At 45.6% G+C, this 12,053-nt stretch carries 14 protein-coding genes; 5 read left to right on the top strand and 9 right to left on the bottom strand.

Annotated features, from left to right (window positions below; translation table 11 throughout):
- Nucleotides 1–2: 2 nt before the first annotated feature.
- Nucleotides 3–545, bottom strand: coding sequence for a photosystem II reaction center PsbP (gene psbP, locus V2H45_RS14105; RefSeq protein WP_330484287.1), 543 nt, complete (start codon nucleotides 543–545; stop codon nucleotides 3–5).
- Between the two features lie 396 nt (nucleotides 546–941).
- On the opposite strand from psbP, the gene V2H45_RS14100 reads away from it, so the two are divergent.
- Nucleotides 942–1,148, top strand: coding sequence for a hypothetical protein (locus V2H45_RS14100; RefSeq protein WP_330484286.1), 207 nt, complete (start codon nucleotides 942–944; stop codon nucleotides 1,146–1,148).
- A gap of 167 nt (nucleotides 1,149–1,315) precedes the next feature.
- Here V2H45_RS14100 and cbiB read toward each other — a convergent pair whose 3' ends face one another.
- A complete protein-coding gene (gene cbiB / locus V2H45_RS14095) occupies nucleotides 1,316–2,350 on the bottom strand; it encodes an adenosylcobinamide-phosphate synthase CbiB (RefSeq protein WP_330484285.1) in 1,035 nt (344 codons plus the stop codon).
- A gap of 65 nt (nucleotides 2,351–2,415) precedes the next feature.
- Here cbiB and V2H45_RS14090 point away from each other — a divergent pair, with 65 nt between their 5' ends.
- Nucleotides 2,416–3,561 (top strand): glycosyltransferase family 4 protein, encoded by a 1,146-nt coding sequence (locus V2H45_RS14090; protein ID WP_330484284.1) that lies wholly within the window; start codon nucleotides 2,416–2,418, stop codon nucleotides 3,559–3,561.
- Between the two features lie 3 nt (nucleotides 3,562–3,564).
- Here V2H45_RS14090 and rpsU read toward each other — a convergent pair whose 3' ends face one another.
- The 4 genes from rpsU to V2H45_RS14070 all read right to left on the bottom strand — a co-directional run bounded on the left by rpsU (nucleotide 3,565) and on the right by V2H45_RS14070 (nucleotide 5,870).
- A complete protein-coding gene (rpsU, locus tag V2H45_RS14085; protein WP_330484283.1) occupies nucleotides 3,565–3,753 on the bottom strand; it encodes a 30S ribosomal protein S21 in 189 nt (62 codons plus the stop codon).
- Between the two features lie 242 nt (nucleotides 3,754–3,995).
- The gene (locus tag V2H45_RS14080; RefSeq protein WP_330484282.1) at nucleotides 3,996–4,943 is read right to left on the bottom strand and encodes an aldo/keto reductase; all 948 of its coding nucleotides are present in this window, start codon (nucleotides 4,941–4,943) and stop codon (nucleotides 3,996–3,998) included.
- A gap of 172 nt (nucleotides 4,944–5,115) precedes the next feature.
- The gene (locus tag V2H45_RS14075; protein ID WP_330484281.1) at nucleotides 5,116–5,226 is read right to left on the bottom strand and encodes a photosystem I reaction center subunit VIII; all 111 of its coding nucleotides are present in this window, start codon (nucleotides 5,224–5,226) and stop codon (nucleotides 5,116–5,118) included.
- Nucleotides 5,227–5,378: 152 nt separating this feature from the next.
- Nucleotides 5,379–5,870 (bottom strand): photosystem I reaction center protein subunit XI, encoded by a 492-nt coding sequence (locus V2H45_RS14070; RefSeq protein WP_330484280.1) that lies wholly within the window; start codon nucleotides 5,868–5,870, stop codon nucleotides 5,379–5,381.
- A 148-nt stretch (nucleotides 5,871–6,018) separates the two neighbouring features.
- Here V2H45_RS14070 and V2H45_RS14065 point away from each other — a divergent pair, with 148 nt between their 5' ends.
- On the top strand, nucleotides 6,019–6,309 hold the full coding sequence (locus V2H45_RS14065) for a BolA family protein (protein ID WP_330484279.1): 291 nt from the start codon (nucleotides 6,019–6,021) through the stop codon (nucleotides 6,307–6,309).
- A gap of 8 nt (nucleotides 6,310–6,317) precedes the next feature.
- On the top strand, nucleotides 6,318–6,956 hold the full coding sequence (locus V2H45_RS14060) for a lysophospholipid acyltransferase family protein (protein ID WP_330484278.1): 639 nt from the start codon (nucleotides 6,318–6,320) through the stop codon (nucleotides 6,954–6,956).
- A 122-nt stretch (nucleotides 6,957–7,078) separates the two neighbouring features.
- Here the strand turns inward: V2H45_RS14060 and glmM are convergent, their stop codons facing one another.
- The 3 genes from glmM to V2H45_RS14045 all read right to left on the bottom strand — a co-directional run bounded on the left by glmM (nucleotide 7,079) and on the right by V2H45_RS14045 (nucleotide 9,874).
- Entirely contained in the window at nucleotides 7,079–8,488 is a 1,410-nt protein-coding gene (gene glmM / locus V2H45_RS14055; protein ID WP_330484277.1) for a phosphoglucosamine mutase, read from the bottom strand.
- A 134-nt stretch (nucleotides 8,489–8,622) separates the two neighbouring features.
- A complete protein-coding gene (locus tag V2H45_RS14050) occupies nucleotides 8,623–9,033 on the bottom strand; it encodes a hypothetical protein (RefSeq protein ID WP_330484276.1) in 411 nt (136 codons plus the stop codon).
- Between the two features lie 19 nt (nucleotides 9,034–9,052).
- On the bottom strand, nucleotides 9,053–9,874 hold the full coding sequence (locus V2H45_RS14045; protein ID WP_330484275.1) for an endonuclease/exonuclease/phosphatase family protein: 822 nt from the start codon (nucleotides 9,872–9,874) through the stop codon (nucleotides 9,053–9,055).
- A 156-nt stretch (nucleotides 9,875–10,030) separates the two neighbouring features.
- Here V2H45_RS14045 and typA point away from each other — a divergent pair, with 156 nt between their 5' ends.
- The gene (typA, locus tag V2H45_RS14040; protein ID WP_330484274.1) at nucleotides 10,031–11,824 is read left to right on the top strand and encodes a translational GTPase TypA; all 1,794 of its coding nucleotides are present in this window, start codon (nucleotides 10,031–10,033) and stop codon (nucleotides 11,822–11,824) included.
- Nucleotides 11,825–12,053 lie beyond the last annotated feature (229 nt).

Below are 12,053 nucleotides of genomic sequence, written 5' to 3'. Positions count from 1 at the left end.
GGCTATTCGACTGAAAAAGAGTTAGCGACCCTGTAGAACAGATCTTTCACCTTAGTCCAACGGCTTTCAAGACTTGAAACACTCAATGTATATAGATTGCCACGATTTGCCGAAACACTCACTAAGTCATGTCGGGACTCTCCATTGGTGCGTTTTACTGCATATTCAAGCAAATAATACGGTCTGCCATTGTCATCACGTTGTTCAGCACTCAGTAATTCAGCTTCTCGACCCGAACCTGGTGCTGCAATCACACGCTTTTGCAAGCGTAGTCCAACATCATTAGCATCGCCAATATCTTGCAAGTTTTTGACACTTTCAAGTTTACTAATCACCACAGAGACAATTTCCGATGGCTCAATGATGTCATGGAATAAGACATCTGGTCCATCTTTTAGTTTGGTTTCTAGCCAGCCATTAGGGTAGAGAAATCGGTAACCATCTTTGCTGTCAACAAAGGGTACTAAGCCACTTGTAGGGGTAACACAGCCGCTCAAACAAAAGGTAAGCACCACCATTAAGGCGCAGACAGCACGTTTTAACATAAGACTCTAAACAAAAAATTTTAATAAGATTGGGAATGAATAACTTATACAAGTTCTGAATGAGCAGATTGTCTGACTAGATTCATGTTGCATAACGCTTCTAGCATATCGTATTGGCTGTAGAGAAACCTGAATTCTGTGAGTTCTCTTGGCAAATTAACACCCTAAAGTGCATGTGTTGATAGGGGTTGGAATTTTTCCATAAAACTATTGATTGAATCTCTAGCTTTAGACTGATGTCTTGTTCGCCAAAATTAATTTGGTTTCTAACGATCGCAATATAATTTAATTAAGTAATACAGCGAAACGTTACGCTTCATTGCAAAATTCGTAGGCGATCCTACCTACCGTGATAGCTTCTATCTATAAGTTAGACGATTTATTAAGCAACTTCACATGAGAGAACAAATCCTTGATCGTTTTGATTTGATGAGTCGCCAAGAAGATTTGAGCGAGTACGTGGCGCACCTACAACTGCACATGGCTTTACAAGCTCGTAATCTTGTACCTTCTTTGCATGGCGATCGCTCTTCTGTTGACAGTCGTAGTCAACTTTTACAGCAGACCCAAGCTGATTTCGAGAAATTTGCCTCGCGCCAGTGAGATTTAGCTCACAATCCTGAAATCCTAAACTAAATAAATTTAGAGAGCCTGCTTTGTCCGCAATGATGCGATGCAATTGCAGGCTTTTTATTGGCTTTATTTCCGTAGTCAAGAGATGGCGCCTGCAGAATATTCCACATAGGAGTAGTTCCTCAATTGGCAAAAATCTACTGAAAGCCAAAAGCTGAAAACTGAAAACTGAAAACTGACCACTCACTAACTACTGCCCGCACAACGACCAAACATAAAAGGAATAAGAAACTCCAACGCATTAGCTGTAAAGCCTGATGAATGACTGCCACAGTTATGGGTTGGATCGGATCTCCCAAAAGCGGTTTGACGTTCATAACGCCTTTGTAGAGGTTATTCCCACCCAATTGCACGCCTAAGGCAGCAGCAAATACGCACTCACTCCAACCTGAGTTAGGACTAGGATCGTGAGGGGCATCTCTCTGGCAAATACGCCAGATATTTAGAGGATTTTGCCGCATCATTAACATGCTTAAAATTGCTACAAGAATTACGGTCAATCGACAGGGCAGCCAACTCAAAACATCCTCTAATTTGGCGCTAAACCAGCCGATATGGGTATAGGGTTCTCGTTTATAGCCAATCATCGAGTCCAGCGTACTAGCGGCTTTATAGGCTAGGGCTAGAGGCACTCCCCCGATCGCGGCATAGAATAACGGGGCAATCACGCCATCTGTGCAGTTCTCTGAGACGGTTTCTAAGACTGCGCGTAAAATGTCTGGCAATTCCAGATTGTCCGTATCCCTCCCCACATAGAGGCTTAGAACCGATCTAGCTTGTGCGATTTCCCCTGCCTCTAAGGGTTCGATCACAGCGATCGCGGCATCTCTAAGACTCCTGCCTGCAAAACAGCTTGCCAGTAGAATGCTCTCTACGCCAATCCCTAACCAGCGATCGAGCCGATAACATGCCTGCACGATAATTCCACCGATCGCTGCCACACCAACAAGCAAGACTAGATTGAGCCCTATGCCCGCCAGTTTCTGACCTAAGGGTGTTTTAATATTTTTGAGGATGATGTTTTTCCCAAAAGCGATCGCCCATCCCATCCCTTGAACTGGATGCGGAAAGCCCCAAGGATCGCCAATTAACCAGTCTAAGAAGCTCGCAATCAGTAAAGGTAGAATTCTCAACTCGGTAAGATCGCTGACAGAAAATGGCAGATTAATCATCACTTCTAATTCATTTACTCTGCTATGCTTGCAAGCATAAATGTCTCAGAATAACAAGTTGGTCAATGCTGCATCAAGATGCTGCTCCTTACCTAGTCTCTTTTGTAGTGTCAGCGTTAGTTGTATGGCTTAGTACACCCCTGATTCGCTCCATTGGCTTAACAGCGGGACTAACAGATAAGCCTAATGAGCGCAAGATGCACACAACACCTGTTGTTCGTCTTGGTGGGGTCTCGATTTTTTTAGGCAGTCTTTGTGCCCTTTTACTGGTTTGGTGGATTGGCTGGTTTGGCACCATCCCCACATTCAAAGAATATGAAATTTGGGGGGTGACGATTGGCGGTGCTGCTTTCTTTTTACTTGGCTTAGCGGACGATCTATTCGATTTACCTGCTGTAGCTCGTTTGTTTATGCAGCTAGCGATCGCTGCTGCCGCTTGGAAAGTTGGCGTTAGAATTGACTTCGTTTCTATCCCGTTTATCGGCATTATCAAGTTTGGGGTTTTTAGCCTACCAATCACCATGCTTTGGTTAGCGGGTATGGCAAATGCGATTAACTGGATTGACGGTTTAGATGGTCTGGCAGCAGGGGTAACGACGATCGCTGCTGCGGTTTTACTGGTAACTAGTTTGTTTATGCAACAACCGGGGGCGGCTTTAATTGCGGCGGCGCTTGCAGGGGGCTGTCTAGGTTTCCTACGTTATAACTTTAAACCCGGAAGCTCAGCCGAAATCTTTATGGGGGATGGGGGAGCCTATTATTTAGGGTTTACCCTAGCAGGGGTGAGTATTATCGGCTTAGCAAAGAGTGTTGCTACCGTTGCCGTTTTACTGCCTTATATCATTTTGGCAGTGCCAATTCTGGACGGTTCGATCGTGATCTTGCAGCGCATTCGTAAGGGAGAATCTCCGCTATCAGCGGGGAAACACCATCTACATCATCGTTTGGTTAAAGCTGGGGTATCAAAGCGCCTAACCGTATTATTTATCTATGCTCTGACTTTATGGGTTGGTAGCGTTGCGATCGCAATTTCGGGCTTACCTGCTGGAGGAACCTACGCGATCGTTAGTACGGTTTTAATGCTTTATGCCTGTTGGCAAGTGTGGCTGAGAATCAACGCACATCTTGCCAAAAGACAAAGAGAGCATCAAAAAATGATGGCAAAGTTACCGCCATCTTCATCTGACCTCCCTAGACAAGAAAATGATTAGGCATTAAGACGGCCGACGAAACCGACCTTTGCGCTTGGCATTTTCAGCTTTGCGCTTGCGCTTTTCGCCTGCTGTCTCATGAAACTGACAGCGACGGATATCTGCCAGTAGTCCAGCTTTCTGGATCTTCTTTTTAAATCTGCGTAATGCAGACTCGATGCCTTCATTTTCTCCAACAATAATTTGAGTCATTTTCCTAGATATGCAAAATCACGCAGTAGATATTACGCAAGGTTTTTGTTTATAGCAGTAGCATTCAGACTTATAAAGATGAGTTTAAAAAAAGTTTTGCAGGGTTGGCTCTGCTTGAGGGCATTGCCCACGAGTCTCTTTCTAAAAATCTCTATTGCATCTAAAATTTACTACTTTTGAGTGGGTCTTTTTCTCAGTTTAATAGTTTATGACTAAAAATGAATCCATGGGCGATCGCGACTTTATTTTTTCCAGACTGCACTCGTGCGTGACAGTTGGGCAACATCAACAGGATCGAGTTTCCAGCCCAATGCACCAGCATTTTGCCTTGCTTGCTCTCCGTTTTTAGCACCGGGGATAGGAATTACATTGCCTTGAGCAATTAGCCAATTCAGGGCAACTTGGGCAGGGGTGCGATCGTATTGCGTGGCAAGTTGCTGAAGTAATTTTAATAAAGGCGAGAGTTTAGCTAGACTATCTGCCCCAAACCGACTATCGAGTTTTCTCGCCCCCGTAGGCGGATTGGTAATTGTATATTTTCCTGAGAGCAAGCCCTGCGCAAGAGGACTGTATGCCAAAATCGTCACACCAAGCTCTTTTGCCGTGCTTAAGATCCCGTTCGTCTCAATCTTTCGTGCCATTAATGAATACTGCACCTGATTTACCGCAAGGGGTATGCCCCTAGAAGCAAAATAAGCATGAGCTTCTCGCATTTGTTCGGCGGAGTAATTGCTCACCCCTACAGCCGCTATTTTGCCTTGCTTGACTTCATCGGCGATCGCATCGATTAAGGTCTTTTGACTCATCAAAAAGCTAACGGGTTGATGGATCTGATACAGATCGATTTTTTTGAGCTGTAGGCGCTCTAAACTCGCGGATACGGCATTTTTTACAGCTTTAGCACTGACACGACAGGGAAGAGGCATATACTTGGTAGCGATCGTCAAGGAACCAGCAGGACTACTTTTAATCAACTTCCCTAATATGCGCTCGGACTCACCCAAGCCATAGACTTCGGCTGTATCAAACAGGGTGATTCCTGCGGCAATCGAGGCATCATAGGCCGCTTTTATTTGCTCTAGACCATAGTCTTTTCCATAGGTCCAAAAAAACTTATCGCCCCAAGCCCAAGTCCCCAAACCAAGGGGGGTAACTTGCAGACTTGTTTTACCAAGCGTAATCGTTTCCATAGATTTTCAATTTTAGGTTAGTTAGCGAGATAGAGGGCTTAGTGACTTTTTATCAGTTTTTATACCTCGTTGCAGCGATCGCCTAACACATCCTACGGAAGGATTATCTACAGCAAAGCTACCTAACCATCAGGCCAGGTAGCTTTTAAAAATAAACTTTTCAATCGCCAAATTAGCGTTCGATGTAGAAGAACAACATACCCATGGTAGCTGCGGGCAAGAGCCAGCAAACAATAGGGATCAAAATCCAAGGGAGATAAGAAGCTGCGTAAGAACCTGTCATGTTAAAAATTCCTTACTAGGGTTGTTAGTAGAATGTTCAAATCGTTACAGAGAGCTGGCGAAAGATACTAGCTGTAGTCAGTGAGAGAATGTATTCTTCATTGAGCTTACTTTGCGTAGTTGATCGCCCACTTTTACTTTAGCTGACTAAATTTAATTGACTAAACCACGAAAAATCGCATCAACAACTGAGAGATTTTGGATTAAAAAGTAGGCAACAAAAGCACCACCTGCGCCACCGACAAAAAATCCACCAGCAAATTCGCTCCAGCCTTCGGCTGTTTTAATGCGATCGGGGCTAGAATATGCTGCTAGCGTATCAGGAGCAGATGCAGACTTACCTCCCAAAGAAACAGTCCCATGGGCAGATAGAGCAACGGTGGCAATTAGCACCAAGGTAACAGCCGAGACAAAAGCGCCAATAGCAGCAAACTCAGAGTCACGGAGGGGACCAAACTTATACCAAGGACCAAGCAAGAAATATCCATGGGCTAAACCAACTTCCAATCCTCGCGTTAAGGGTGATAGCCCTGTGCGATAGGCAGGCAAATTACCGATAAAAGCTCTAGTAAATGCAGAATCGCTGATTGGGGTAGATAGATTACCCTCTTGGGGATCGCCTTTATATGGTTTGATGTAGTCCATAATTTATCTATAAGTACAAAAAGGATTTGATCTCACATTCTAGAGAATATGTAATTCTGAAGTTGCATCTTCAAGCGAGATCGTTAGAAAAGTTCACAGTCGATCGCTCTGGGGCATCCGATCTTTTCAAAATATCAGCCAATCAATTATGAAAACACTCAATCAAATTCAAGCGATTTTGCAAGAAAAGTTACAAGCGGAATATGTAGAAATCACCGATCGCAGCCACGAGCATCAGCATCATAAAGGTCGCATGGATGCCCCTGTTGGTAGCGGTCACTATGATGCTGTAATTGTATCGAATTTGTTTTTAGGTAAGACGATCATGCAACAACATCGTATGGTGTATGAAGCTTTGTCTGAGCAGATGCAAACGACGATTCATGCGCTCTCTCTTAAGACCTACTCTCCTAAACAGTGGTCAGCGATCGATCATTAACTTATTTCATGACAACAGAACGAGAACCCAAAATTAGCCTAGCCCTGTATCACTTGTTTAAGTGGTCAGTCGTCAGTCCAGCTTTACATATCTGCTTTGGTGCCCGTATTTACGGTGCGGAGTGCGTACCCAAAAAAGGCCCTTTAATTGTCGTGAGCAATCATGCCAGTGATTTTGACCCCTTAATCGTATCCAATTGCGTGGGGCGCCCCGTAGCCTACATGGCAAAGGAAGAATTATTTCAAGTACCCGTACTTAAAACCGCAATAAAGCTGTATGGGGCATATCCTGTCAAACGTGGGTCGGGCGATCGCGCGGCAATTCGGGCAGCCCTGAACGCTTTAGAAAGTGGTTGGGCAACAGGGGTGTTTTTACAAGGAACTCGCACACCCGATGGACGCATTACCGATCCGAAACTGGGGGCTGCTTTAATTGCGGCAAAAACTCAGACCTCACTTTTACCAATTAGCGTCTGGGGAACCGAGAAAATTTTGCCGAAGGGAGCTAAATTCCCCAGTCTACATGCCGTCACCATCCGCATGGGAGCGTTAATTCCACCACCTGCTTCGGGCGATCGCGCTGACCTAGAGGCAACCACCAAACGATGTGCCGATACGATCAACGCCCTACACGCTCAAGGACGCTAGTTGAACTGGGATAGGGAGCTAGACTTAATTTTCGCCCACTAAATCCCCCAGACTTGGGGGATTTAAAGAGATTTCCCTCCCCAGAATTGGGACGTAGAGTTGTTGCTCGTAACGGTGCAAAGTTAATGAACCAAGTGCTGCTGAATTAACTGGCTGAGATGATCTGTCCAATGCTGTGCTAGATCGAGGGTTTCGGCTTCTACCATGACGCGCATCAGAGGCTCTGTTCCTGAAGCCCGCACGAGTACCCGTCCGCGATCGCCTAGATCGTGGGTAGCACAATCGATCGCTTGCACGATCGGATCGCAGTTTTGCCAGTGTCGGCGCACTTCCCGATCTTCAACGCGTACATTCTTTAGGAGTTGTGGGAAAGGCTTAAAGCTCTGTTGCATCAACTCAGATAGAGGCGATCGCAGTTTGACCAAGGCGGCAAGGTGTAAAGCTGTCAGCAAGCCGTCCCCACTCACCCCATAGTGCCGACACAACACATGACCAGACTGTTCGCCGCCCAGCATCGCGCCTGATTTCACCATCTCTGCATGGACGTACTGATCGCCAACGGGCGTCCGCAGCATTTGTCCGCCTAATTTTTGCCATGCGCGCTCAAACCCAAGGTTAGCCATCACAGTCGTCACAATGGAAGCGTTGGGTAAACGCTCGGAATGGAGCAGTTCCTGTCCCCATAAATAGAGAATATAGTCACCATCGACACCCCCCCCATGACCATCCACAGCTAAGACCCGATCGGCATCGCCGTCAAAGGCAAAGCCCATATCCGCTCCCAATTCTTTGACGGCTTCTTGCAGAGGCTGAAGGTGCGTAGAGCCGCAGTTGACATTAATTCGTTCGCCAAGGGGGCGATCGTGCAAGCAAATTACTTCTGCACCTAGGCTTCTAAAAATATCTGGTGAAACTTTGGTTGCCGAACCCCATGCCAAATCCAAGACGACCTTGATGCCCCGTAAGTCCGTTTGAATCGACTGTTGCATCGATTCTTGATAGAGCGAAATTAGCTGCGATCGCTCCTTGTAGCTGCCCCAATGATGATGGTTTCCTTGCGTATTTTGGATTGTATTGCGATCGCTGTTGCAGCGATCGTTATTCATCATGAGCGATTCGATCTGGGCTTGCAATTCGCTACTGAGTTTTGTGCCGTCCGCATCAAAAAATTTAATACCATTATCTTCAGGCGGATTGTGACTGGCTGAAATCATCACACCACCAATGATTTCGGGCATTTTCGCTGCCAAAAAAGCTACGGCAGGGGTGGGGCATAGACCTAAATTCCACACATCTAAACCCGATGCTGTCAGTCCTGCTGCTAAAGCAGCAGATAGCATATTGCTCGAGGTTCGAGAATCTTGCCCGATCGCAATTACATGACGATTGGCACTACCTAGCGCGCGATTCCCTTCAGGATGCGTACCGCCGCGCAGAATTTCCCCTGCACTCACTCCAACTTCGAGAGCTAGCTGGGCGTTAAGAAACGTCCCAACATGACCGCGTATGCCGTCTGTACCAAATAATTTCATGTAATTCACCCTTCACACTCTGCCTAAGTCTGCCTATATTTGATTACCCATGTCTCACCGTTGTCAAGCACAATGCCCCACAAATACTCCTTTAGTTAGACGCTGCATCGACAAAATAGGTTTCAATTTGAGATTTATGAAACGCTCTGTGCCATCAGCGATCGGATCACCTTTTTTGTGCGATCAGAATTAAATATCTGACGCAGTACATCATAGAACTGCTCTTCATTTTGAGCACTTAGCTCTGGTAACTCGTCTTTAACTATACGCAATGGATACTCAGGTGAAACTGCGTGTTGAACATAAAATAGTTTGTAACGATATCCGCCAATAGCTGGTGCTTTGATATAAAAGTTGTGAGTAAAGCTATTTGAGAACTTTGGATCGTTGCCAAATGGTTCTGAAACAACCTCTCCCTCTAAAATATTTCGAGTTAGTTGGCTTAACATCGTCGCTTGTTGTCTCAAAATTGTAATAGGCGGCGTCGTATCGGGCACTCCAACCAAATCCTCAGGCCATAAATTTATCGTATTAGTCTGTACCATTGTTGTAATACCTCTCTGTTTATAAACTTAACCTGAATAAAAGTGGTAAGTGATCGGAAAAATTCCTGCTGTTTGGAGTTGAGCTATTTGAAGTTAGAAAACTTTGCTGTCCATCCGTTGTAAGTATTTGTAAAAATTCTTCATCCCAGTAATCAAGTAGGTCTGGGCGAATTAACACTTGGTCAAAAGTATTCCAAAAGTAACATACGTGATCGGATTTTCTGTAGTAGTAGGTTCCTGCGGGTGTGTTACCTTTATCTCCCAAGTGTCCCCACATTGGATTAAAGAAAAAAGGATATTCTCTGCCTTGAACTATTCTGCTTCCTTTGCGAGCAATATTCTGGGTCATCACACCATGTAAACCATTTGCTGAGACAACGCCACTAGAGAAAGGGTTCATATTGAGATCGCCAACTACAATTGTGCGGGAATGACCTGCCTCTGTTTCTCTAACCCTGATTTCTTGAGCAAGTCTCATTGCCTCAATATCAAGCGTTTCAGCACTAGCATTCAATAAACTCAATAAATGAGCTGCCACAAATAAGATTTCCTCACAAGTAGATAATGTGAGTTTTCTGATTGTGTAGCGAGAATTCTCAACAATCGGTTTAATAAAGTCACTTGGAAAACGGGTAAAGATCGCAATGCGATCGCACTCGCTTGGGGCATAGTGAAACTGAGCTGCTTGCTCCTCTGGATTTAGGGCAAGCAGCATAGGAGTTATCTGCTCACCTGTAAATTCTGCTAAAACAAGCACGTCTACTTCATGAACTGCTACCAATCGCGCGATCGCGGGTACGAGATCTTTACCATTTAGGTTCCAGAATAGGAATGTCAGCATTGGCTAGCGTAGCGACTAGGGCAGAATTTTTGCAGGAATTTTAATCGAGTTAACACAGCGATCACAAAGTTAGTTGGGCTTTAACTGTTAAGAAAAGTCAAGCATGACCGATAATAGTAAAGAAATACTAAATTCTAGGAAAATCGGCATACTCTCATGTCTCTCCCCATTCGTAATGTTGCCATCATCGCCCACGTCGATCATGGTAAAACCACACTCGTCGATGCTCTCCTCAGGCAATCTGGGGCATTTAGAGAAGGAGAAGCGCTAGTAGAGTGCGTGATGGACTCCAACGATCTCGAGCGTGAGCGCGGTATCACCATCCTTTCTAAAAATACTGCTGTTAAATACAAAGATACGCTGATCAACATCGTTGATACTCCAGGACACGCAGACTTTGGCGGCGAAGTCGAGCGCGTACTTGGCATGGTCGAAGGATGTTTGCTGATCGTGGATGCCAACGAAGGCCCCATGCCCCAAACTCGCTTTGTGTTAAAAAAAGCGCTAGAAAAGGGTTTGCGTCCTATGGTTGTGATCAACAAGATCGATCGCGAATTTGCCGATCCTCATATTGCGGTTAGCAAAGTTCTCGACTTATTTATCGAACTCGGCGCAGATGATGACCAGTGCGATTTCCCATACCTATTCGCTTCAGGTATGGCTGGCTTTGCCAAAGAAAAGCTCGAAGATGAAGGTATCGACATGAAGCCTTTATTTGAGGCAATTTTGCATCATGTTTCCCCACCCGTTGGCGATCCTACAAAGCCTTTACAATTGCAAGTTACCACCCTTGACTATTCCGAATATCTGGGTCGGATCGTGATTGGCAAAATCCATAACGGTACGATTACTACTGGTCAGCAAGCCGCTCTGATCTCTGAAGATGGCACGATCACCAAAGGCAAAATCACAAAACTCTTGGGATTTGATGGTCTGAAACGGGTAGAAATGGAATCTTCTTCCGCAGGGAATATTGTTGCTGTCTCAGGTTTTGCCACCGCTAACATTGGTGAAACGATCACTTGCCCCAACGATCCTCAGGCTCTGCCGATGATCAAGGTGGACGAACCAACGTTGCAGATGACATTCTGCGTTAATGATTCTCCATTTGTCGGACAAGAAGGCAAACTCGTTACGACTCGCCAAGTACGCGATCGCCTCATGCGCGAATTGGAAACGAACGTCGCTCTGCGCGTTCAAGAAGATCCCGAATCACCCGATCGCTTTGCCGTATCAGGTCGCGGTGAATTGCACTTGGGCATCTTGATCGAAACCATGCGTCGCGAAGGGTATGAGTTCCAAGTTACACAGCCACAGGTTATCTATCGCGAATTCAACGGGCAACTGTGCGAACCTTTTGAATGTCTAGTCCTTGATGTGCCAGAAGATGCCGTGGGTGGATGTATCGAGCGGCTCGGTCAACGTCGCGCTGAAATGGTGGATATGCAAATGTCAGGTGGCGGGCGTTCTCAGTTAGAGTTTGTCATTCCTGCCCGTGGACTGATCGGCTTCCGTGGTGACTTTATGCGAGCAACTCGTGGTGCTGGCATCATGAACCATAGCTTCCTCGATTACCGTCCTACCGCTGGCGAAATTAGCGCCCGTCGTAATGGCGTCCTAATCTCCTTTGAAGAAGGTGTCGCCACTGAGTTCTCCTTAAAGAATGCCGAAGATCGCGGTGTGTTCTTTATTAAGCCAGGTACTAAGGTTTATAAGGGCATGATCATTGGGGAAAACAATCGCCCTCAAGACATGGACTTGAATGTATGTAAGAGCAAGCAACTGACCAACATGCGGGCTGCTGGTGCGGATGAAATCGTGCAGTTACAAGCTCCGATCGAGATGAGCCTAGAGCGCGCCCTGGAATACATTGGCCCCGATGAAATGCTTGAGGTCACTCCAGAGTCCATTCGCTTACGCAAAATGACGAAGAAGTTCGCGAGACGTTAGTCAAGTTCCATCGATCGTTTCATTTAGAGATTCTATAGCCCCAAAAAAAGATTTACCCTCTTGATTTGGGGCTTTTGAAATAATGAGTGGGAAGGATGTATTGCCAGTTTTGGATGTTTTGGATTGGCAGGTAACGGTAGATGATGTGTTTGATTTGCTGTGCTTGGAATAGAGTACTGGACTTTGGACTAAAAAAAGAAAAAAAGGCAGCAGGTGCTTGGCACAAACT

Origin of the sequence: Tumidithrix elongata BACA0141, from assembly GCF_036349135.1 — a bacterium.
In the GTDB taxonomy this organism is placed as follows: Bacteria; Cyanobacteriota; Cyanobacteriia; order Pseudanabaenales; family Pseudanabaenaceae; genus Tumidithrix; species Tumidithrix elongata.
This window is presented reverse-complemented; position numbering and strand designations above follow the sequence as displayed.

What these genes read in the sequence shown, in the direction of transcription:
- V2H45_RS14075 (WP_330484281.1), bottom strand. Translation starts at nt 5,226, where the DNA reads ATGACAGGTTCTTACGCAGCTTCTTATCTCCCTTGGATTTTGATCCCT.
- glmM (WP_330484277.1), bottom strand. Translation starts at nt 8,488, where the DNA reads ATGAAATTATTTGGTACAGACGGCATACGCGGTCATGTTGGGACGTTT.
- V2H45_RS14090 (WP_330484284.1), top strand. Translation starts at nt 2,416, where the DNA reads ATGCTGCATCAAGATGCTGCTCCTTACCTAGTCTCTTTTGTAGTGTCA.
- V2H45_RS14060 (WP_330484278.1), top strand. Translation starts at nt 6,318, where the DNA reads ATGACAACAGAACGAGAACCCAAAATTAGCCTAGCCCTGTATCACTTG.
- cbiB (WP_330484285.1), bottom strand. Translation starts at nt 2,350, where the DNA reads ATGATTAATCTGCCATTTTCTGTCAGCGATCTTACCGAGTTGAGAATT.
- V2H45_RS14045 (WP_330484275.1), bottom strand. Translation starts at nt 9,874, where the DNA reads ATGCTGACATTCCTATTCTGGAACCTAAATGGTAAAGATCTCGTACCC.
- V2H45_RS14050 (WP_330484276.1), bottom strand. Translation starts at nt 9,033, where the DNA reads ATGGTACAGACTAATACGATAAATTTATGGCCTGAGGATTTGGTTGGA.
- typA (WP_330484274.1), top strand. Translation starts at nt 10,031, where the DNA reads ATGTCTCTCCCCATTCGTAATGTTGCCATCATCGCCCACGTCGATCAT.
- psbP (WP_330484287.1), bottom strand. Translation starts at nt 545, where the DNA reads ATGTTAAAACGTGCTGTCTGCGCCTTAATGGTGGTGCTTACCTTTTGT.
- V2H45_RS14070 (WP_330484280.1), bottom strand. Translation starts at nt 5,870, where the DNA reads ATGGACTACATCAAACCATATAAAGGCGATCCCCAAGAGGGTAATCTA.
- V2H45_RS14100 (WP_330484286.1), top strand. Translation starts at nt 942, where the DNA reads ATGAGAGAACAAATCCTTGATCGTTTTGATTTGATGAGTCGCCAAGAA.
- rpsU (WP_330484283.1), bottom strand. Translation starts at nt 3,753, where the DNA reads ATGACTCAAATTATTGTTGGAGAAAATGAAGGCATCGAGTCTGCATTA.
- V2H45_RS14080 (WP_330484282.1), bottom strand. Translation starts at nt 4,943, where the DNA reads ATGGAAACGATTACGCTTGGTAAAACAAGTCTGCAAGTTACCCCCCTT.
- V2H45_RS14065 (WP_330484279.1), top strand. Translation starts at nt 6,019, where the DNA reads ATGAAAACACTCAATCAAATTCAAGCGATTTTGCAAGAAAAGTTACAA.